Source organism: Bradyrhizobium sp. 215_C5_N1_1 (assembly GCF_052075935.1).
Classification (GTDB): domain Bacteria; phylum Pseudomonadota; class Alphaproteobacteria; order Rhizobiales; family Xanthobacteraceae; genus Bradyrhizobium; species Bradyrhizobium barranii.
Window position 1 is genome coordinate 8,509,927 of the sequence record NZ_CP197228.1, and the last position, 21,178, is coordinate 8,531,104.

21 protein-coding genes and 1 tRNA gene are annotated in these 21,178 nt (G+C 65.1%); 8 read left to right on the forward strand and 14 right to left on the reverse strand.

The features are described from left to right. Positions 1 to 3: 3 nt before the first annotated feature. The 3 genes from AB7G19_RS41075 to AB7G19_RS41085 all read left to right on the forward strand — a co-directional run bounded on the left by AB7G19_RS41075 (position 4) and on the right by AB7G19_RS41085 (position 1,909). The gene (locus tag AB7G19_RS41075) at positions 4 to 921 is read left to right on the forward strand and encodes an alpha/beta hydrolase family esterase (protein ID WP_094183948.1); all 918 of its coding nucleotides are present in this window, start codon (positions 4 to 6) and stop codon (positions 919 to 921) included. Between the two features lie 117 nt (positions 922 to 1,038). Next, on the forward strand, positions 1,039 to 1,389 hold the full coding sequence (locus tag AB7G19_RS41080) for a RidA family protein (RefSeq protein WP_014491332.1): 351 nt from the start codon (positions 1,039 to 1,041) through the stop codon (positions 1,387 to 1,389). A 154-nt stretch (positions 1,390 to 1,543) separates the two neighbouring features. Further along, complete coding sequence (locus tag AB7G19_RS41085; protein ID WP_063979860.1) at positions 1,544 to 1,909, forward strand: nuclear transport factor 2 family protein; 366 nt, start codon at positions 1,544 to 1,546, stop codon at positions 1,907 to 1,909. Positions 1,910 to 2,110: 201 nt separating this feature from the next. Here the strand turns inward: AB7G19_RS41085 and AB7G19_RS41090 are convergent, their stop codons facing one another. The 13 genes from AB7G19_RS41090 to AB7G19_RS41150 all read right to left on the reverse strand — a co-directional run bounded on the left by AB7G19_RS41090 (position 2,111) and on the right by AB7G19_RS41150 (position 16,302). Next, positions 2,111 to 2,953, reverse strand: a complete 843-nt coding sequence (locus AB7G19_RS41090; RefSeq protein ID WP_085399633.1) for an amidohydrolase family protein — start codon at positions 2,951 to 2,953, stop codon at positions 2,111 to 2,113. A gap of 4 nt (positions 2,954 to 2,957) precedes the next feature. Next, entirely contained in the window at positions 2,958 to 3,935 is a 978-nt protein-coding gene (locus AB7G19_RS41095) for an aldo/keto reductase (protein WP_085399639.1), read from the reverse strand. A 106-nt stretch (positions 3,936 to 4,041) separates the two neighbouring features. Then, complete coding sequence (locus tag AB7G19_RS41100) at positions 4,042 to 4,974, reverse strand: sugar-binding protein (RefSeq protein ID WP_063985925.1); 933 nt, start codon at positions 4,972 to 4,974, stop codon at positions 4,042 to 4,044. A 94-nt stretch (positions 4,975 to 5,068) separates the two neighbouring features. Beyond that, positions 5,069 to 6,151: an ABC transporter permease gene (locus AB7G19_RS41105; protein ID WP_085399632.1), complete on the reverse strand. Its 1,083-nt coding sequence runs from the start codon at positions 6,149 to 6,151 to the stop codon at positions 5,069 to 5,071. Next, positions 6,151 to 6,909, reverse strand: a complete 759-nt coding sequence (locus AB7G19_RS41110) for an ATP-binding cassette domain-containing protein (protein WP_085399631.1) — start codon at positions 6,907 to 6,909, stop codon at positions 6,151 to 6,153. The genes AB7G19_RS41105 and AB7G19_RS41110 overlap by 1 nt, the downstream gene beginning before the upstream one ends. A 12-nt stretch (positions 6,910 to 6,921) precedes the next feature. Further along, entirely contained in the window at positions 6,922 to 8,244 is a 1,323-nt protein-coding gene (gene xylA, locus AB7G19_RS41115; protein WP_354077428.1) for a xylose isomerase, read from the reverse strand. Then, entirely contained in the window at positions 8,241 to 9,698 is a 1,458-nt protein-coding gene (gene xylB / locus AB7G19_RS41120; RefSeq protein WP_085399629.1) for a xylulokinase, read from the reverse strand. Before xylB ends, xylA begins: the two co-directional genes overlap by 4 nt. Positions 9,699 to 9,781: 83 nt before the next feature. Then, entirely contained in the window at positions 9,782 to 10,825 is a 1,044-nt protein-coding gene (locus AB7G19_RS41125; protein WP_085399628.1) for a LacI family DNA-binding transcriptional regulator, read from the reverse strand. An 88-nt stretch (positions 10,826 to 10,913) separates the two neighbouring features. After that, positions 10,914 to 11,378: a GNAT family N-acetyltransferase gene (locus AB7G19_RS41130; protein ID WP_085399627.1), complete on the reverse strand. Its 465-nt coding sequence runs from the start codon at positions 11,376 to 11,378 to the stop codon at positions 10,914 to 10,916. 2 nt (positions 11,379 to 11,380) lie between these two features. Further along, complete coding sequence (locus tag AB7G19_RS41135) at positions 11,381 to 11,893, reverse strand: GNAT family N-acetyltransferase (RefSeq protein WP_085399626.1); 513 nt, start codon at positions 11,891 to 11,893, stop codon at positions 11,381 to 11,383. After that, complete coding sequence (locus tag AB7G19_RS41140; protein ID WP_028160282.1) at positions 11,893 to 12,474, reverse strand: helix-turn-helix domain-containing protein; 582 nt, start codon at positions 12,472 to 12,474, stop codon at positions 11,893 to 11,895. The genes AB7G19_RS41135 and AB7G19_RS41140 overlap by 1 nt, the downstream gene beginning before the upstream one ends. A 191-nt stretch (positions 12,475 to 12,665) precedes the next feature. Further along, positions 12,666 to 15,719, reverse strand: coding sequence for a DPP IV N-terminal domain-containing protein (locus tag AB7G19_RS41145; protein WP_135215211.1), 3,054 nt, complete (start codon positions 15,717 to 15,719; stop codon positions 12,666 to 12,668). A gap of 509 nt (positions 15,720 to 16,228) precedes the next feature. Then, positions 16,229 to 16,302: transfer RNA gene (locus AB7G19_RS41150), tRNA-Gly, on the reverse strand. A gap of 173 nt (positions 16,303 to 16,475) precedes the next feature. On the opposite strand from AB7G19_RS41150, the gene AB7G19_RS41155 reads away from it, so the two are divergent. The 5 genes from AB7G19_RS41155 to AB7G19_RS41175 all read left to right on the forward strand — a co-directional run bounded on the left by AB7G19_RS41155 (position 16,476) and on the right by AB7G19_RS41175 (position 19,650). Continuing rightward, on the forward strand, positions 16,476 to 17,051 hold the full coding sequence (locus tag AB7G19_RS41155) for a methylated-DNA--[protein]-cysteine S-methyltransferase (protein WP_063985926.1): 576 nt from the start codon (positions 16,476 to 16,478) through the stop codon (positions 17,049 to 17,051). 95 nt (positions 17,052 to 17,146) lie between these two features. Next, entirely contained in the window at positions 17,147 to 17,986 is an 840-nt protein-coding gene (locus AB7G19_RS41160) for a helix-turn-helix transcriptional regulator (RefSeq protein WP_085399624.1), read from the forward strand. A 55-nt stretch (positions 17,987 to 18,041) separates the two neighbouring features. Beyond that, positions 18,042 to 18,401: a VOC family protein gene (locus AB7G19_RS41165; RefSeq protein ID WP_038933391.1), complete on the forward strand. Its 360-nt coding sequence runs from the start codon at positions 18,042 to 18,044 to the stop codon at positions 18,399 to 18,401. A gap of 243 nt (positions 18,402 to 18,644) precedes the next feature. Next, entirely contained in the window at positions 18,645 to 19,046 is a 402-nt protein-coding gene (locus tag AB7G19_RS41170; RefSeq protein WP_085399623.1) for an SRPBCC family protein, read from the forward strand. A 100-nt stretch (positions 19,047 to 19,146) separates the two neighbouring features. After that, a complete protein-coding gene (locus AB7G19_RS41175; protein ID WP_085399622.1) occupies positions 19,147 to 19,650 on the forward strand; it encodes a hypothetical protein in 504 nt (167 codons plus the stop codon). Here AB7G19_RS41175 and AB7G19_RS41180 read toward each other — a convergent pair. Next, entirely contained in the window at positions 19,647 to 21,092 is a 1,446-nt protein-coding gene (locus AB7G19_RS41180) for an MATE family efflux transporter (protein WP_085399621.1), read from the reverse strand. The two genes, AB7G19_RS41175 and AB7G19_RS41180, sit on opposite strands and share 4 nt — an antisense overlap. Between the last annotated feature and the right edge of the window lie 86 nt (positions 21,093 to 21,178).

The window sequence follows — 21,178 nt, forward strand, 5'->3', positions numbered from 1 at the left end:
ATCATGCGGAGGTGGATGCAGATCGGGGCGCTTCTTGCGGCATTGGCCGCAGCCTCGGCCGCATCCGCCGATACGATCGACGTCAACGGCGTGAAGCGATCCTACACCGCGCAACTGCCGGCGAAGCGGCTGGTGCCGCTCGTGGTCGTGCTGCACGGCAAGACCCAGCGCGGCGCTGACATGGTCGCGCGAACGGCGTGGCCGCAGGTCGCGAAGCGCGAGGGTTTTGCCGTGGTCTTTCCTGATGGCCTCAACCATGCCTGGGCCGATGCGCGGACGAAGGCTGGACCGGCGCTGCGTGGCCCGCCCGAGGGCACCGACGACGTCGCCTTCATCGCAAAGCTGGTCGAGACGCTGGTGACGAACGGCACGGCGGACCCGAAGCGGGTCTATGTCGCCGGCATCTCCAATGGCGGCGCCATGGCGATGACGCTGGTTTGCGCGCGCGCCGATCTGTTTGCGGCGGGCGCGAGCGTGATCATGAATCTCACGGATGAGGCCGCAGTCACCTGCCATCCATCGCGGCCGTTGCCGATGCTGCTCATCAACGGCACGGCCGACCCGCTGGTCCCCTACGAGGGAGGACGGGGATCGAGCTATTATGCCGCAGACGGGTTCTGGTCCACCGAAGAGACGCTGGCTTTCTGGCGCAAGCTCAATGGTTGCGAGACCGACGACGCCGAGGTGACCGATTTGCCCGAGAAGGCGCCCGCGGATCAGTCTACGGTCACACGGATCTCCTCACGCTGTCCCAAAGGGCACGACGTCGTGCTCTATCGCATCAACCATGGCGGCCACCGCATGCCCGGCTTCGCTCCGGATGCCCGCTTCCCGAAGGTTGCAACCAGCCTGCTCGGGCCGCAGAACCGCGACATCGACGGCGCCGAGACGATCTGGTCGTTTTTCAGTCAGTTTCCGTGAACGACGCTTGCATCAGCGGGCAACGCATGCGTGCCCGGCAACGCATGCGTGCCTGGGGTGGCAGAGCTGGGGGCGCTGGGTTAGACAGGGCCGCCATTCCCACCAGGAGATCCCCCAATGAGCATTCAGCGTTTCGAAACCGGCCCGCGCATGAGCCAGGTCGTCGTGCACGGCAACACCGTCTATCTCGCCGGCGTCGTCGCCAACAAGGCCGCCGGTGAAAGCGTCACGAAGCAGACCCAGGACATCCTGGCGACGATCGACAGCCATCTCGCCAAGGCCGGCACCGACAAGTCGAAGCTGCTCTCGGCCACGATCTACATCACCGACATGAAGACCTTTGCCGAGATGAACGCGGTGTGGGACGCCTGGGTCTCGCCCGGCAACACCCCGGCTCGCGCCACTGTCGAAGCCAAGCTCGCGGCGGCTCAGTACACCGTCGAGATCATGGTCACCGCGGCGAAGTAAATTCGCGCTGAAATTGTTGCGAACGTCCGAAGCGCGATGAGAGCATCATCGCGCTTCTTTTCTGCGTGCGCATGACCTCCGAGGTAATCGATCTGCGCGTGCGAACCTTCGATAGTCGAGACAGCCGAACACGGCGCCATCGAAGGAGAACACCATGACCGACCCCGTCACCATCGCCCGCCGCTACATCGAGCTCTGGAACGAGCGCACCGCAGGCCGCCGTCGCGAACTGCTCAGCGAGAACTGGACGGCGGATGCGAGCTATGTCGATCCCCTGATGAAGGGCGACGGCCGGGACGGCATCGACGCGCTGATCGCGGGCGTGCAGCAGCGCTTTCCCGACTTCAAGTTCACGCTGATCGGCGAGCCCAACGGCTACGGCGAGCATGTCCGCTTTTCGTGGGGCCTTGGTCCCGACGGTGTCGACAGCCCGATCAAGGGGACGGATTTCGCCGTGCTGAAGGACGGCCGCATCAGGAGCATCACGGGATTTCTGGACCAGGTGCCCGCGGGCGCGTGACGACACTGCCCGTTGCTGTGCCCTCTCCCCTTGCGGGAGAGGGCATCTCCGCTCGTAGACGCAGGCTCACTGGGGTGAGGGGTATCTCTCCGCGCGAGAATCTTGAGAGTTGAGTTCGCGGAGGCATACCCCTCATCCGGCGCTTCGCGCCACCTTCTCCCACAAGGGGAGAAGGAAGAAAGAAGCGCGCATCGACTGCAATCAAGCCAACCGATACGCAGCCTTCGCATTCACACCAAACGCCTTCTCGCGAACCTGCGGCCCGAGCCTCGTCAAACTCGCCTCCAGCGCCCCCTTGATCTCGCCATAACTCCCGGCAAGCAGACACACCGGCCAGTCCGAGCCGAAGATCAGGCGATCCTCGCCAAAACATGTTGCGGCATGTTCGACGAACGGAAACAGCCGCTCCGCATCCCAGTCACTCCACACCGCTTCCGTCGCCAGGCCCGAAATCTTGCACCAGACATTACCGCAGGCCGCGAGAGCTTTGATGCGATCGGCCCATTCGGCGCTGCCGCCGTCGGCGATCGGCGGTTTTGCGGCGTGGTCGAGCACGAAACGCGCTTGCGGAAAGGCCTGCGCGGTTGCGATCGCGGCGGGCAGTTCGCGGGTGCGGACGAGAAAATCGTAGGCGAGATCGCGGGCGAACGTTGCGGTGAGGCCGCGTTGAACGTCCTCGCGCAACAACCAGTCCGAATCGGCCTCGTCATGCACCTGGTGACGAATGCCGACCAGCTTGTCGCCGTCGGGCGAAGCGCGCAAGCGGTCGAGCGTGTCGCCAAGCGCACCGTCCGTCAGATCAGCCCAGCCGACGACGCCAATCACCGAGGGCGTCGCATGCGCGATCCGCAAGAATTCCTCGGTCTCCTCCAGCGCGGAGCGGCACTGCACCAATATGCTCGCGTCGATGCCGTTTGCTTTCAACAGCGGCGCGAGATCGGCGGGGCCGAAGGCGCGGCGGATCGAGGCCAATTCCGGCGCGTCCATCCAGGGATAGTCGGCGCGCGTCGGATCCCAGAAATGCTGATGGCCGTCGATGATCATGCCCTCACGCTCCGCCCGGCAACGGCGCGCGTGCGTCGACGAGTTTGCGCGCACGCAGCTCCTGCCAGAAGGCTTGTGGCACCGCCTTCTCCGACATCGCGATGTTGTCGGAAACTTCCGCGGCGTTGCGCGCGCCCAGCACGGCAATTGTGACCGCCGGATGGGCCATGCAGAACTGGAGCGCGGCGGCCTTCAGCTCGGTCCCGTGCTTGCGGCAGAGCTCGTCGAGCTCGAGCGCACGCGCGATCAGCGCCGCGTCGGCGTCCTGATAGTTGAACTTCGCGCCGGGATGCGGATTGGCCAGAATGCCGCTGTTGTAGATGCCGCCGAGCAGGATGCCGATGTTCTTCTCGCGGCAGACCGGAAATAGCGCATCCAGCGCGCCCTGGTCGAGCAGCGTGTAGCGGCCGGCGAGCAGGAAGCAGTCGACCGCAACGGCCTGGGCAAAACGGACCAACATTTCCGACTGGTTCATGCCGGCACCGATCGCCTTGACCGTGCCGTCGGCGCGCAGGCGCTGGAGCGCGCGGAAGGCGCCGGCCACGGCGTCGTCATAGTGATCGTCGGGGTCATGCACGAGCAGGACATCGATGCGGTCGAGCCCAAGGCGCGTCAGGCTCTCCTCCACCGAACGCATCACGCCGTCATGGGAGAAGTCGAACACCGGCCGCTCGCGCGACGTACCCTTGTAGTGCGCGTCCTCGGCGGCCGCGCCATCAGGCGCGCGCAGCAGACGACCGACCTTGGTCGAGATGACGTAGGAGTCGCGCGGCTGCTGCCGCAGGAAAGCGCCGATCCGCCGTTCGGCGAGGCCAAAGCCGTAGAGCGGCGCGGTATCGTAGAAGCGGATGCCGGCCGACCAGGCGCGCTCGATCGTGGCGAACGCATCGGTATCGCTGACGGCGGTGAACAATCCGCCGAGCGGGGCCGAACCGAGACCGATTGAGGTGACGTCGAGGGAGCCGAGCCGCGACCGTTTCATTCCCATTGCCTTCCAAAAGTCTTCCTTCCAACCGTCCAATCATCTCTCCCGCTTGCGGAAACCGCAAGCGGGAGAGGCTCGCAGGAGCACGGGGCTGGCGACGCTCCTACTTCAACATCTGCGCAACGTTATCCTTGGTCACGAGATCGAGGCCGGTATAGACGATCTCCGGCACCTTCTCGCCCTTCTTGATGGCGAGCAGCGTATCCATCGCCTTCTCGCCCATCTCGAACGGACGCTGGCCGACCAGCGCATTGGCGTAACCGTCGCGCAGCAGTTCGAGCTGCATCTTCAGCGTATCGGCGACGACCAGCGTGAACTTGCCGGAGTCGATGTCTTTCTTGTTCCTGGAGGCGAAGGCCTTGAAGCCTTCGGGGGCGAACATCGGCCAGCCGCCGATGGGAACGATCGAGGCGAGGTCGGGCGTTGCGGTGCGCATATCCGTCATCTGCTGGACCGCCAGCGCCGGATCGTCGTTGCAGAAGGTCGGCGAGCCCGCGACCTCGGTCCATTTCGAGCCCTTCAGCGCCTCGCGGACGCCGTCGACGCGCTCGGCGAGATTCTTGGCGCCCGGACCGCCCGAGACCATCGCGTATTTGCCGCCGTCGGGCCGCAGCTTCAAGAGCTCCTTGCCGAGCGCGACGCCGAACTCCTTGTTGTTGGTGCCGATATAGGCGATCCGCTTGGAGCCAGGCGCATCGGCATCGAAGGTGATGACGGGGATGCCGGCCGCGGTCGCCGCCTCGATCGACTTGGTCATGGCCGCAACGTCGGCGACCGAGATGGCGAGGCCGTCGACCTTCTGGGTGACGAAGTCCTGGATGATCTGCGCCTGCGTCGCCGGCTCATGCTCCACCGGCCCCTTGTAGATGCACTCGATGTTGCCAAGCTCCTTGGCACGCTTCAGGCAGCCGTCGCGCGCGAAGTCGAAGAACGGATTGTTCATCGCCTTGGGCACGATCACGAAACGGTAGTTCGCGGCGAACGCCGGCGTCGCCATCATCGCGACCGCGATGCCGGCAAGAAGAAGTTTCCTCATTGTTTCCTCCACCCTTATTTGGCGCCCGTCCTCTCAAGATCGTCCGGGGAGCGGACAGGCGACATTTTCGTTGCCCTCCCGGAACGACGTCATTTCAGATCATCCGCGAGCGGATGCGGTCGACCAGCACGGCCAGGATGATGATCACGCCGACCAGCGTCTGCTGCCAGTAGGAGCTGACCTGTGCCAGCACGAGGCCGTTGCGGATCACTTCCAGCAGCACGCAGCCGACGATGGCCCCCAACGGACCGCCGATGCCGCCGGCGAGATTGGCACCGCCGATGACGGCCGCCGCGATCACGTTGAGCTCGTAGGACGTCGCCATGTTGGCGGGCGCCGATCCGAGCCAGCCGGAGATGATGATGCCTTGCAGCCCTGCGGCAAGCGCGCAGATCACATAGACCTCGATCTTCACCCGCACGACCGGTATGCCCGTGAGTTCGGCGGCCTTCTCGTTGCCCCCGAGCGCGAACACGTGGCGGCCGAACGAACTGTGGTGCAGGACCACGGCCATCGCCAGCGCGAGGACCACGAGGTAGATGAAGGGCACCGGCACGCCGAGCACATCGCCCGAGGTGAGCGCGTAGAAGTAATCAGCGTCCGGCCCGCCAGGAAAACTGCCGCGGCCGTTGGAGACGACGTAGCCGAGCCCACGCACGATCGAGAGCATGCCGAGCGTGGTGACGAAGGGCGACAGGCCGAGCACGGCGATACAGAAGCCGTTGACGAGGCCCGCGATCAGCGCGACGCCGAGCCCCGCGAGGATCGAGATCAGCAGGATCAGACCCGGCACGTTGGCCAGCACGGTCTTGCCGTCAGCGGCCATATGCACAAACAGCGAGCCCGCGGGCGAGCCGGGCGCCGACAACTCGGTCATGACCATGGAGGTGATCATGGCCGAGAAGCACATCATCGAACCGACCGACAGATCGATGCCGCCGGTGATGATCACGAAGGTGACACCGAGGGTGGCGATGGCGATGAAGGAGAAATTCTTCGCCACGTTCTGCATGTTGCCTTCGGTGAAGAAATAGGGGCTGGCGAAATGCATCACCACCAGCAGCATCGCCAGCGCGAGCAGGACATAGCCGGTCTGGGAGGCGAAGATGCCGCGCTGCCACCATCTGATCCGGCCGACATTGGTGAAGCTGATCGGAGATTCCAAGGGCATGGCCATCACGCCGCCTCCTTCGCGCCAGTGATCAGGGCGGTGACTTCCTCGGGCGACGTCTGGTGGATCGGCTTGTCGGCCCGCTTCTCGCCGCGACGCATGACGATCACGCGGTCGCACACCGCGAACACATCGGGCATACGGTGCGAGATCAGCATGACGGCGACGCCCTGCTCCTTCAGCCGGTGGATCAGGCCGAGCACCTGCTCGACCTGGCGTACCGAGATCGCGGCGGTCGGCTCGTCCATCATGACCAGCCGCGCGTTGGACAGCCGCGTCCGCGCGATCGCAACCGCCTGGCGCTGGCCGCCAGACATCTGCTTGACGAGATCGTCGGGGCGCGTCTCCGAGCGCAATTCGCCGAACAGCTCCAGCGCACGCGCCGCCATCGCCTTGTGGTCGAGCAGTGCGAGCGGGCCGAACCTGCGCTTCAGCTCGCGGCCGAGGAAGACGTTGGCAGCAGCCGTCAGATTGTCGGCGAGCGCGAGGTCCTGGTAGACGACCTCGATGCCAACGGCGCGGGCATCGATGGGCCGGTTGAAATGGACCGCGTTGCCAACAAAGCGGATCTCGCCATGGCTGGGACGGAAATTGCCGGCGATGATCTTGACCAGCGTGGACTTGCCCGCGCCGTTGTCGCCCATCAGGCCGACGACCTCGCCCGGCTGGACCTGCAGGTCGACGCCGTGCAGAGCGCGGATTGCGCCGAACTCCTTGCCGATGCCGGTCAGCTCGAGGACCGGTGTCGCTTCAGCCTTTGTCATCGACGGCGTTCCTCAGACGTAGCGGTTGACCAGGGATTCCAGATATTCCTGCCGCCCCGAGCGCGGCTGCGGATCGAAGCCGGGGCTGAGCGCACGGTCGGCAAGTTCGGCGAGCGAGCGCTGGCCGCCGAGAATGGCCCGGCCCTCGGGCCCCGCCCATCCCTCGTAGCGCTGCGCGAGCGGTGCGGTGAGGGCGCCGGCATCGAGCATGTCAGCGGCGGCGAGGAACGCGCGCGCGCAGGCATCCATCGAGCCGACATGGGCATGGATCAGATCGTCGGGGTCGATCGACTGCCGTCTGATCTTGGCGTCGAAATTGAGCCCGCCCGAGGTGAAGCCGCCGCGATTCAGGATCTCGTGGAACACCAGAGCCAGCTCCGGCACGTTCATCGCGAACTGGTCGGTGTCCCAGCCGAGCAGATCGTCGCCACGATTGACGTCGAGCGAGCCGAAGATTCCGAGCGCCTCGGCGAGCGCGACCTCGTGATGGAAGGAGTGGCCGGCAAGGATGGCGTGGTTCTGCTCGATGTTGAGCTTGACGTCGTTCAGGAGATCGTAGCGTTCCAGGAAGCCATAGCAGGTGGCGACGTCGAAATCATATTGATGCTTGGTCGGCTCCTTCGGCTTCGGCTCGATCAGGATCGGGCCCTTGAAGCCGATCTTGTGCTTGTGCTCGACGACCAGCGAGATGAAGCGGCCGAGCTGGTCGAGCTCGCGCTTGAGATCGGTGTTGAGCAGTGTCTCGTAGCCCTCGCGGCCGCCCCACAGCACGTAGTTCTGGCCGCCGAGCCGGTGCGTCACCTCCAGCGCGGCGCGGACCTGGCCGGCGGCATAGGTGAAGATTTCGGGGTCCGGATTGGTCGCGGCACCCGCCATGTAGCGGCGATGCGTGAACAAATTGGCCGTGCCCCAGAGCAAGCGGACTTTTGCGGAGGCCATCTTCGCTTCGAACAGATCGGCGACCGCGTTGAGATTGGCGACGGACTCGCTGAGCGAAGTGCCTTCCGGCGCCGCATCGACGTCGTGGAAGGTGAAGAAGGGCACGTCCAGCAGGCGGAACAGCTCGAAGGCGACATCGGCCTTGGCGCGTGCCTGCGCCATCGCATCAGCACCTTGATGCCAGGGGCGCAGAAAGGTCTCGCCGCCGAAGGGATCGCCGCCCGGCCAGCAGAACGAATGCCAGTAGCAGACCGCAAAGCGCAGATGATCCTCGAGCCTGCGGCCATGCACGAGCCGGTCCTTGTCGTACCAGCGGAAGGCGGGCGTGTTTCCCGCATCCTTGCCGCCGAAGGCGACAGGGGCGCTTGCATCGAAGAATTTTGCTGGTGCGTTCACTTAAGACTCTCCTTCAACGCAGGATAAAGTTCGCGCCATCGCCGATAGGCGTCGTCATAGGCCGCAGTGACGGATGCGCGGGGCGCAAAGCTCGCGAGCCGCCGCGGGCGCTTGCACACTTCCGCGGGATCTTCGCCGGTGGCGGCGAGCCGGCCGAGCCGTGCGGCGCCGAGCGCGGCCCCGACCTCGCCTTCCTCGACGCGGTGGACGGGAATGCCGAGCACATCGGCGCAGATTTGCGCCCACAGCGGCGAGCGCGAGCCGCCGCCGACGAGATCGACCTCCGCGATTGGCCCGCTGGCCGCGCTCAGCGCCGCGAGGTTGTCGCGCGCGGCGAAGGCGACGCCTTCCAGCACGGCCTGCACGATCTGGCTGCGCCCGCTCGCACCGCGCAGGCCGACGAAGGCGCCGCTGGCGGCGGCATCGTTGTGCGGCGTGCGCTCGCCATCGAGATAGGGCAGGAATTTTATGGAGCTCGGTCCGTCGACACGCTCGCCGAGCGGCGCCAGGAGCGCGGCGGCCGGCGTCTCCATCACGCCCGCGAGCCAGGCCAGCGAAGCCGCGGCCGACAGCATTACGCCCATCTGATGCCAGAGGCCGGGCAGCGCATGGCAGAACGCATGCACGGCCGAAGCCGGTGCCGGTGCAAACCGGTCGGTGACGCGGAACACCACGCCGGATGTGCCGAGCGACAGGAATGCATCGCCCGGCGCGATCGCGCCGAGCCCGATGGCGCTCGCGGCATTGTCGCCGGCACCGCCGGCGATCACGACATCATTCGCCGTGCCCCAGCGCCGCGCGAATTCCGGCGCGAGCACTGCACTGACCTCGCTGCCCTCGACGAGGCGGGGCATGTGGTGGAGATCGAGCCCGACGGCATGCAGCAGCAGCGCCGACCAGCGGCGCAGACCGACATCGAGCCACAGCGTGCCGGCGGCGTCGGACATGTCCTCGACCATCTCGCCGGTGAGACGATAACGCACATAGGCCTTCGGCAGCAGCACCTTTGCCACGCGCTCGAAGATCTGCGGCTCGTGCCGCGCGACCCAGAGCAGCTTTGGCGCGGTGAAGCCGGGCATCGCCAGATTGCCCGCGATCGTGTGCAGCGACGGGCAGCGCCGCCCGAGCGCGACGCATTCGGCGTGCGAGCGGCCGTCGTTCCACAGAATAGCGGGGCGCAGCGGCCGTCCATCCTCGTCCAGCAGCGTCGCACCATGCATCTGGCCGGACAGCCCGATGCCGCGCACCTGCGCGACCTCGCGCGGATGGCGGGCGGCGAGATCGTCGACGGCGCCAACCGCCGCGTCGACCCAGGCGTCGGGATCCTGCTCGGACCACAGCGGCGCGGGATGCGACAGCGCAAGCTCGCGCGCGGCCGTCGCGACAATCGCGCCGGTTTCGCTCACGAGCACCGCTTTCACACCGGATGTGCCGATGTCGATACCGAGATACACGCTATCCTCCCTTTCGCCTGTTGCGGTGCGCGATCTCAGAGTCGCCCTTTCCACAACGGACCGTTCTGAAAATCCGCCTGCCCCTAGGGCAAATTGTCCCGCATCACGATGTCGATCCTGATCTTCTCCTGTTCGCGCAAGATCGGCTCGCCGCGCGCAAGCGCGAGCAGCACGCGCACGGCGGCGCGCGCTTCATGCCCGGGGTTCTGCGAGATCGCGGCATCCATCACGCCCTGCAACAGCAGCCGGCGCGTCAGTGCGGTGACGTCGTGTCCGACGAACACCACCTGCTTGCCGCGGCCGGCATCGCTCAACGCTTTGGCGACGCCTTGCGTGCCGGCGCCGACGTTATAAAGGCCGACAATGTCAGCATGCCTGCCGAGCAGCTGCGCCAGAACCTGTTCCGAACGGCCGTCTTCGTCGCGCCCTTCCAGCACCGGCAGCACGCTGAGATCGGGGAATTCCGACGCCATCACCTGGCTGAAGCCGAAGATGCGTTCGGAATGGTCGCGCAGGCCCTGCGAGCCCGCGACGATCGCGACCTTGCCGGACCGTTGGCCAACCAGCCGACCGACCAGCGCGCCGGCGGTGCGCCCCGCCGCGATGTTGTCGATGCCGACATAATGGTGGCGACGCGAGGACGGCACGTCCGAGACCAGCGTCACGACCCTGGTCCCCGCGTCGACGAGATCGTTGATCGCGGCGCGGACCCCCGGATGGTCCAGCGCCACCACGGCGACGCCGTCGTAATCGCCGGACAGCGCCTCCAGCGAGGCCGCGAGCACGGACGGGTCGAACACATCCGTGGTGACCACCTCGACGCCGAGGCGGCGGGCTGAGAGCCAGGCCGACATCTCGCCGAGATAGGCCTCGATCTGCTGCATGAAGGGGTTCGGCCCCGCCGGCATCACGAAGGCAAAGCGGCGGGCACGGCTGCGGGCGAGCTCGGCGGCGGCGACGTGCGGCTGGAAGGCGTTGCGCTCGATCGCCGCCTTGACGCGCCGGACCGTATCGGGCCGCACGCCCGGGCGGTTGTGCAGGACGCGGTCGACCGTCGCAAGGCTGACACCCGCCTCGCGGGCGATGTCCTTCAGCGTCAGCGCGGTCGCGGTGAGAGTATCGGCCATGGCTGAAGGTTATCGAGGTGTTTTGAGGTACGCAACTCATTTTGAGGCGCAGGGCGATGTTTTCGGGCCCGGGTTACACCGCGCGGCCTCAGCCGCCGGTCAGGTCGAGCGTCAGGAACAGGCTGTTGGGATCCTCGACATAGCCCTCGAACGGGCCGCAGAGCACAAAACCGTGCGCCTGGTAGAGCGCATGCGCGGGCTTGAAATAATCCCAGGAGCCGGTCTCGAGGCTGAGCCGCTGCGAGCCACGCGCGCGGGCCTCAGCGATGATGTGGCGGAGCATCTGGCCGCCGAAGCCGCGCCTCCGCGTCGTTTGCAGCGTGTGCATCGACTTCACCTCGCCATGGTCGGCCGAGAGCATCTTCAGCACGCCGGTGGCGACCAGCGTCTCGCCGTCCCAGCCGGTCCAGAACGCGACGTCGCTCGCGCGCAGCCCAGCGAGATCGAGCGCATGGGCGCTGCCCGGCGCGGTCTGCGCCCGCGCAGCCGCGACGTGATGGTCGAGCAGCGCAATGACGCGGGGATCAAAGGTGTCGCCGGTGCGGACCTGCATCGTCACGGCCTCACCCCGCTTGAAAGCCGCTTCTGCATGAGAACCATATCGAGCCAGCGGCCAAACTTGCAGCCGACCTCTGGCATGCGGCCAACCTCGGCAAAGCCGAACGACGCGTGCAGCCCGGTCGAGGCGGAATTCGAGGCCTCGATCGCGGCGACCATCGTGTGCTTGTTGAGCGCGGTAGCGCGCTCAATCAGCGCGGCCATCAGGCTGCGGCCGACGCCGAGCCGATGATGTTGCACGCCGACATAGACCGAATTCTCCACGGTGTGGCGATAGCCGGGCCAGGGGCGGAAATCGCCGAATGACGCGAAGCCGACGACGTCCCTGCCTTTCATCGCAACCAGCACGGGATAGCCGGCCGCTTGCCGTGCGCGCATCCACTCGCGCCGCGAATCCAGATCGGCCGGTCCGTCGGTCCACACCGCCGTGGTGTTGATCGCGGCGTAATTGTAGATGGCCAAAATATCTTCGGCATCCTCCAGCGTGGCATCCCGCACGATTAGCGACATCACATTTTCCCGTACGATGTGCCGCGCCGCGTGATGATGACGTAGCGCGCATCCTGTTTGGTTTCGTTCTCGAAGGTCACCGCCCGCATCACGTCGAAATCGAGACAATCGCCGTCGCGCAGCCGCACGGTCTTGGCGTCGATATGCACGCAGACCGCACCCTCCAGCATCAGCAGCTGCTGGGTGAACGCGTTGCGGCCCCAGGGGCTGTAGGAGACGCGCGCTCCGGCCGGCAGGTCGACGACGATGATCTCGATGCCGCTCGCCGCATCCGGCGGCGAGGCATGACGCCGCCGGTAGCCGCTGTCGGGATCGCGCCAAAGCGGCTGGTCGGCAAGCCGCATCAATCGCTCCGGCGGTTTCTCGGCGAGCGCGACGACGTCACTGAGGGTGACATCGAGCGCCGCGCAGAGCTTGTTGAGCAGCGCAGCGGTGGCGCTGCTCTGCGCCCGCTCCACCCTCCCGATCATGGCCCGGCTGACACCGGAGCGCGTCGCGAGTTCGTTCAACGTCATGCCCGCCTGCGTCCTCAACGTCTTCAAGCGACGACCGATCGCACGGTCGAGTTTCTGCTGGTCCATGGCTTTCATCCGAATATTGCCCGACAGGAGGACCGCACCCATCAGGGCGGGAGAAGCTTAAGCCGGGCGGGGCGCGCATGCCGGATGCGAAGAGCTAATATATTAGAATTTTTGCGCGGCAAATTCCCTGGCGAATTGCCACAGCCCGCCTGGACATGGCGGGCTCGGCAAAGTGTCCTTGGGGAAATTCGCTAGACCAGAAAATCCGGCGCCGCGCCGTGGGCCTGCGGGATCAGGGATCCGGGCGCGAGGTGAAGCGTCATCGCATGATGATCCGCATCGGTCAGCGTCAAAATATTGGTCTGAGTGTCGAAGGCCGCGTTCACCTTGGCGTCGAAGCCATCCAGCACCAGCGTCGTGCCTGGCGTATAGTTTGAGATGACGCCGGATGTTTGTTTGGCATCGGGTCCGAAGACAAATGAGTCCGTACCCGTCAGAACGACATTGCTGCTTAGATTGCCAGTGACCACCAATGTCCCGTTGTTGACGTTGACAGCGCCAGTCCCGCTTAAATTATCGACCTTGAGCACGCCACTATCCAGGACAGTGCCGTTGTTGACGAGGTTGCCCGAAACATCCACCTCACTGCCGGTGTGCACATTGACGATACCGCCATTGGTCAATCCATTCTTGAAGTCGATCGTGCCGGCCTGATCGGCGGTGATCGTTCCAAAGGTGTTGAAAACGGCGTCGTCGAAATCGAGCGAGGCATGCACGGCTTCGATCAGGCCGCTGCTGGTGACGGAATTGCCGGTGTTGACCGCAAGCGGCTGGGACCCGTTCGCCTCGAGCGTGCCGGAGAAGCCGATATCCAAGGTGAGGCTGTGATCTCCGTTTCCGATCGTGCCGGCGCCGTCGATCGTGCCGCCGTCAAGGTCGAGCGTGTGATGCGCACCGCTGTTCAGGATCGAGGAGCCCGGATCGAGCTTGATCTCGCCATTGCCAATGATCGTGGCGTCGCCGGTCAGGATGACTTTCGCGAAATTGAAGAACTCGATCTTGCCGCCGTTGTTCAGCGTGCCGCTGACAAACAGACCGCTTGCGGCACTGACGTCAAACACGGCGCCGGCCTTGAGCGTCACATTGTTGAAACTGTTGGCGCTGCCTGCAACGGATTCGATGAGTCCGCCTGATGTCGCATCCAGCAACGTCCCGTCCAGATGCACGTTGTCGAAGGTGATGGTGCCGCCATTGGCGACGATCGCACCGAGGGAACCGCCGGCGATCGTATCGTTCACGAAGGCGAGCATCGCCTGGGTTTCGCTCAGTGAACCGAGATTGTTGATCGTGCTGTTGCTGATCACACCGGCGCGGCCGGTCTCGTGCAAATTGCCGGTCACGCTGATATTGATCGTTGCCCGATCAATCGACGTGAAGCCGGTCGAGCCGGTGACCGTCAGAACGCCACCGCCGCCGCTGGTGTCATTCACGTCAGTGACCGTGATCGCGACGTTCTTTGTCGCGATCTCTGTCCCGTCGCTGACCGCGACGGTGACGTCGTAGACGTTGTCGTGGTTCGCGTCTTTCGGCGCCTCGAAGTCGGGCGCGGACTTGAACGTCACATCGCCCGTCGCCGACACGTCGAACAGAGCCGCGTCAGTGCCGGACAGCGAATAGGTCAGCGCGGGACTGTCCACATCGGTCGCCGCGACGTGGTAGGCGACGCCAGAGCCATTCTCCGCGAAGCTTGCCGTCGTGCCCGAGCTGATCACGGGCGCATCATCGATTCCCGTCAGCGTCACGGTGATGCCCTGTGTCCCGTAGAAGCCGTCGAGGACCAAGATGAAGATGTCGGTATGGGTCTGTCCGGCCGCGAGCGGAGCGATGTTGGCATGAGAGACATCATAGCTCCACGTCACCTTGCCATCGGCAACGTCGATGGTGGCCGTGAGTGTGCCGAGATTGCCGTCTTGCGGTGCCACCGCGACCGTGTGGGCACCGGCAAAGAAACCCGCCTGCGATGTCGAAACATGGGCAGCGCCATTGTCCGTCAGCTTCGCTGCGGTGAAGGAACGCGTAGTAAGATCTCTTACAAAGATGTCGTAGGTATGGTTGGTATCGCCCGGCACCAGAATGCTGGATAAAGACTCGAATGCCACCTTGGTGCCATCAGGCGAGAACACGGGAAGCCGGCTGCCGCCCCCGAATTCCCACGGCCTGCCCCCATTGGTCGAGACGGCCGTGATGGCACCCGTGGCCAAGTCCTTCACATAGACGACCTGATCGGCATTGACACCCGGCACGAGATTGGTGGCACTGGAATAGAACGCAATCTTGGTGCCATCAGGCGAGAACACGGGTTTCTGGGCTTCGCCGTTGTTCTGCGGGACTCCGTCGGCATCGGTCGATACCAGCGTGACCGCGCCTGTGGTCAGATCCTTAATGACGATGTTGCCGATTAGGTTGTTAGAACTACCCGGCACAAGATTGTCGGCAAAGGTATAGAACGCCACCTTGGTGCCATCTGGCGAGAACACCGGGTCGAAGCTGCCGCGATCCCCACGAGCGCCGCTGGCGCTCTCCGACACCAGTGTGGTGGCCCCGGTGGAAAGGTCCTTGATGTAGATCTCGGTGGTGTCGCCGCGCACTGTGGCCGACCCGAACACGATTTTGGTGCCATCGGGTGAGAACGAGGGGGGGAAGGTAAAGCCATTCTCAAGCCCGCCGCCGCCGGGTCCTCCGTTGTATGGACTGGGCGCCACGAGCGTTATCGCGCCAGTGGTCAGGTCCTTCACGAAGATGTCGCGCACGTGGTCGGTATCATCAGGCACGAGATTGTCGGCATCGGAATAGAACGCAACCTTGGTGCCATCAGGCGAGAATATCGGGTTGGTGGTCGATAAGCCGTCCGCCTGTTCCCCACTGGCACTCGTCGATACGCGCGTGAGGGCACCGGTGGCCAGGTCCTTCACGAAGATGTCGGCGCCCGTTGCGAACGCCAACATGGTGCCATCGGGCGAAAAAATCGGCTGGTAGCCACCCAGCTGAACCCCGCTGGCATCGGTCGACACGAGCGTGATCGCCCCGGTCGAAAGGTCCTTCACGAAGACGTCGGGTGCACCGTTGGTATCGCCGGGCACCAGATTGTCGGCATAGGATGCGAACGCCACTTTCGTGCCGTCGGGCGAGAACGCTGCCTGGACACTCGCGCCATCCGCCTGCGCCCCGGTTGCGCTGGTCGACACGCGCGTGAACGCATCGTCGCTGCCACCGCCAGCGGTGAAAACAGGTGCTGAATTCGTCATCAATGCCTCCGTTTGCCCGGCAACAGGCCGGGTCCGAATGTTTTGCACGACAATCAGAAACAGAAACGCGGCACCAATGAGTCCCTGCTGTCCAAGGCAAGTTTAGTGCCCTAGATGACGAACGCTTGATGCAGCCGCGAAGGATCAGATGAAGGATCAGATTGAGCGTCGTTGGCTGCGCCGCTGCACGACAGGCAATCAAAACTGCGCCAGCAGTCTTTCACGATACGCAGCCGCGCCGAACTGCGAGAGCGCATAGCATCCCTCAGGGTGATCTCGTGTCGTCGGGATGAATAAGCCGCTCCTTCTGAAATGCAGCGCGAGCGGTGATCCGTTACATCACCAAGAATTGCCATCGCCAAAAATTGGCCACTTTAACCGACGCTGGGGAGACCGACGCCATTTGGCGGATCTTCGGCCCCTTCATGCTTCCGGATACGCCAAGATGAACGTGGCCAGGGGTCGGAGAAACATCCAACACGCCAAATCAGCGGCCATCAATTTTTGAATGGAGCGGGCGAAGGGAATCGAACCCTCGTATGCAGCTTGGGAAGCTGCCGTTCTACCATTGAACTACGCCCGCGAATGCGCATCTCACGCCAACCCTGATTAGCCGAGACGGCGCCGCTCGCCAAGCGCTTTGGCGCGGCCGGCCGGACGGTTGTTAACGTCCTGGCAAGATTTTGGGTGCGCCGGATTGTGGCGGTGTTATGATCGCGCGTCTGGGGAGAGACGTGCACTGAGTGGGGCGTGTGCATGCTGGGGCGTGGCTACACGATATTCAACACGGCCATAGGGCGCTGCGGCATCGTCTGGAGCAGCACCGGCGTGGTCGCCGTGCAATTGCCGGAGGCGCGGGAGATCGATACCCGCCGCCGGATTTTCGCGGTCCATCCCGAGGCGCGCGAGCAGCAGCCTCCGCTGAATGCCGAGCTTGCGATCGAGGGCATCGCAGGCTTGCTGCAGGGCGGCGACCCTGATTTTTCCGAGGTCAGCCTGGACGCCGGCGGCGTCCCCGGCTTCCACCGGCGCGTTTATGAAGCCGCCTGCGCCATTCCGCGCGGGGAGACGCGCACCTATCACGAGATCGCCAAGGCGCTGGGCGCCTCCGGCGCCGCGCATTCGGTGGCGCAGGCGATCGCCAAAAATCCCTACATGCTGATCGTGCCCTGCCACCGGGTGCTGGAGGCCGGCAATTACGCCGACCGGCTCTCGCCTTACGGCGGGGTGATCTCCAAGCGGCGGCTGCTTGCGCTCGAGGGCGCCCATCCGGTCGCGAGCAAGACGCTGTTCGAGGTGCTGCTGCCCGTTGCCCCACCGAGGCCCAGCTAAGGCGCGATCGCAATCGCACCTTAGCTTTGTTTTTTGGGCATGATCTTGTCGGACAACCGCTACACACTTGTCCGGATCATGCCTAGATGGGTGGCATGGATGCGACCACGCTGCTGACCACGCAATCGATGACGGTCTCGGAGTTTCGCTGCGATGCGGGACCGGACGACAAGCCGTTCGCGGAGTGCCGCACCGGCCATTCCATTGCGTATGTTCGCTCCGGCAGCTTCGGCTGCCAGTGCCGCGCCGGCTTCTTCGAGCTGGTGGCGGGCTCGATGCTGGTCGGCGCTCCCCGCGAGGAATACACCTGCACGCATGAGCATGTCAGCGGCGACGTCTGCCTGGGCTTCTTCTTCAGCGAAGACCTGGTCGATGCCCTCGGGGGACGACGCGAGATCTGGCAGGTCGGCGCGACACCGCCGCTGCCGGAGCTGATGGTGCTGGGCGAGCTCGCCCAGACGGCGGCAGATGGCAACAGCGACCTCGGTCTCGACGAGGTCGGTCAAATTCTCGCCGGCCGCTTCATCGATGTCGTCTCGGGCAAGGCGCGCAAGCCGGCCACGCCCACCGCACGCGACCGCCGCCGCGCAGTCGAAGCCGCGCTGTGGATCGACGCCAACTCGCATGCCGAGGTCGACCTCGAACAGGCGGCGCGGCAGGCGGGCCTCAGCCCGTTCCATTTCCTGCGGCTGTTCTCGGCCGTGCTCGGCGTCACCCCGCATCAATATCTGGTGCGCTCGCGGCTACGCCACGCGGCGCGGCTGCTGACAGATGATGACATCGCGGTCACCGACGTCGCCTATGACGTCGGCTTCGGCGATCTCTCCAATTTCGTCCGCACCTTCCATCGCGCCGCCGGCGTGTCGCCGACGAAGTTTCGGCAGGCGTCGAAGGGCGAGCGCAAGATTCTCCAAGAGCGCGCTACCCTCAACTGAATAGGGTCGTCTCCGGCGCGCGCCAGTCGCGGCGCGCTTTGCAATGGAGACGATCATGTACGACCACATCGGACTGCGTGTTGCCGACCTCGACGCCGCCACGCGCTTCTACACCGCGGTGCTTGCGCCGCTCGGCTACGCCCTGTGCTCGAGCGGCGACGGCTATGCGGGCTTCGGGCCGAAGGGCGAGCCGGCGCTCTGGCTGCACCTGAACAAGGGACGCAAGGCCGACGGCGCGCATATCGCGTTTCGCGCCAAGGACCATGATGCGGTCAAGGCATTCCACAGCGAAGGCTTGAAGAGCGGCGGCCGTGACAATGGCGGCGCCGGCCCGCGCAAGGACTATAGCCCGACCTACTACGCGGCGTTCCTGATCGATCCCGATGGCAACAACATCGAGGCGGTTTGCGTGTGAGCGTCGGCCGCCATCGCCTCACACGCTGTCATGCCCCGGCTTGACCGGGGCATCCAGTACGCCGCGGCTTCTCGATTCAATCACAGCGGCCTCTGGAATACTGGATCGCCCGATCCCGTCTCCGCCAAGGCTTCGCCGGGCCAAGAACTCACTTGGCCGCCGAAGCCTTAGCGAAGGCGGCAAGTCGGACGATGACGCCTGAGATGATGGCTCGCTTGTTTCTCCAAATTATAGGAATCTACCATGGCCTCCATCCACAACGACATTTCCCTCCCCGTCCCGGCCCGCGACGTCTGGGACGCCGTACGCGATTTCGGCGCGCTGCCTCAGCGGCTGGCGCCGGGCTTCGTCACCGCCTGCACGCTCGACGGTGATGCACGCATCGTCACCTTCGCCAATGGATCAGTGGCGCGCGAGGTGCTGGTCGATTGCGACGATGCGCGACAGCGGCTGGTCTACGCCATCAACAACGAGCGGCTCAGGCATTACAGCGCCTCGGTGCAGGTGATCGCCGAGGGCGAGGCGAGCTGCCGCCTTGTCTGGATCATCGACATGCTGCCGAACGAGCTTGCGGCTTACGTCCAGGGGCAGACCAAGGACGCCGTCGCCGCGATACACCGGGCGTTCCCGGCTGTGGCTGCGTGATCTTTCTCACAGAGCCCTGCCCTCGCCGACCCTAACCATGGCCGCGTGCGTCCGGTTGGCTCCGCTCTCCCGGCGGAGCCACGCACGCGAGGAGCAGGCCATGAGAGGTGCGGATAAGGTGATCTGCCAGGCGGCCGCCGTGCTGCTGCTATTTTCGATCTCGAGCGCGCCGGCAAAGGCGCAGTTCCTCGGCGGCGGAGGCGCCGGCGGCGAGGACATGATGACCCAGATGGCGCCGATGCTGGAGATGATGAAGGCGAAGATGGGCAAGCGCCGCTTCGCCATGCTGATGCAGACCATGGGTCCGATGATGAGCCGCATGATGGAGAACGGCGGCGGCGGGCTCGGCGGCATGATGGGGGGCGGCGGCAGCCTGAGTGGCGGCAATTTCGGCGGTGGCTTCGGCGCGCCGAACTACGGCGACTACACGCCGATGGGCGCAGGCGGCTACATGCCGACCGGAATGGGCGGCATGGGTGGCGGCGACATCATGGGTATGCTGGGTGGTTCCGGCGGCGGCGACATGATGGCGATGATTCCGCAGCTGATGCGGCTCGCCAATGTCGGCGGCGGTGGCGGCCATCGCCGCCACAGACACCGCTAGTCTGCAACGCCCGAAAGCGCAGGCCTGATCGCAGGTTTCGTCTCGCGCGGCCCCCAGCGTGTCAGCACCACGCTGGAGCACGAGAGCAGGCCGAGCACGACCATCGAGCTCGCGGCCAGCCAGAAGAAGCTCTGCGCGGTGGCATCATGCGTCGACAGCCACCAGCCGATCGCCGCGATGTAGATCAGGCGCGCGGTCTGCGCCAGCACCGGCCCGATCACCTTGGCCGCGCCCTGCGACGAGAAATACATTGTCGAGGCGAGCCCGATGAAGGCGTAGAACGGCGCCACCGTCGACAGATATTCATGGCTGGTCGCGCGCACGGTGGCGCTGTCGGTGAAGATGTTGACCCAGAGATCTGGGAACAGCGCGACGAGGCACGCCGGCGCGCCGACGGCGACGAACGCGCTCGCACCGGCGATCCAGGCGATGCGCCGGGCGCGCGCGATGCGCACCGCGCCGATCGCCATGCCGATCATCGGCACCGAAGCGATGCCGAACGAGAACGCGATCGAGGTCAGCAAAAATTCCAGCCGCGCGCCGATGCCGTAGCCGGCGAGGATCGCAGTGCCGAACTTTGCCAGCATGTGGGTGAAGATCGAGATCGTCAGCACCGATTGCAGCGGCGAGAAGCAGGCGATGGCGCCGACCTTCAGGATATCGAAGAACATCGCCCATTGAACGCGCAGCCCGCGCAGTTTCGGTACGATTCGGGCGCGGCCGGAGAACAGGTACCAGCCCATCACACAGATGTTCATGGAATAGGCGATCAGCGAGCCGGCCGCGACGCCGCGCATGCCGAACTGCGGCACGGGCCCGAGCCCGAGGCCCAGCGTGCCGCCAAGCACGACCTGCATGACCGCGGAATTCAGCATCAACAGCGAGGGCAGCTTCATGTTGCCAGTGCCGCGCAACACGCCGGCCATGGTGTTGAGCAGCCACGGCAGCACGGCCCCGCCAAAAAACACCTGTGTGTAGGCGACCGCATGCGTCAGCACATCCCCGCGGCCACCAAGCATTTCCAGCACCTTGGGCCCGAAGATCAGCATGCCCAGCATGAAGACGAGGCCGAAGGTGATGCCGATCAAGAGCGCATGCGCGGCGAGCGTGCCGGCGCGCTCGCGGTCGCCTGCGCCGAGCGCCCGCGCGATGGCCGACGCCACGGCGCCGCCCATTGCCCCGCCGGACATCGTCATGGTCAGGATCACTGTCGGAAACACCAGCGCCATTGCCGCCAGCGCCTCGACGCCGAGCCTGCCGATATAGGAGGTCTCCGCTATCACCACACAGGTGCCGGCCGACAGCGCGACCACGTTCGGCCAGGCGAGTCCGAGCAGCGTGCGCAGAATCGGCCCGTCCATCAGCGCGCTTCGTACCGGCCGCGGAGGCGGCGGCAACGGACGCTCTTGTTCATCGACCGGGATTTCGGCGATGTCGGACATGTCCTCTCCCGGGCGCAGGCCATTCGCGGCGCGGCAATGCGTAGGTGTGCCAATAAATTTCTTCGCGCGGAAGGCGCGGCGACAGG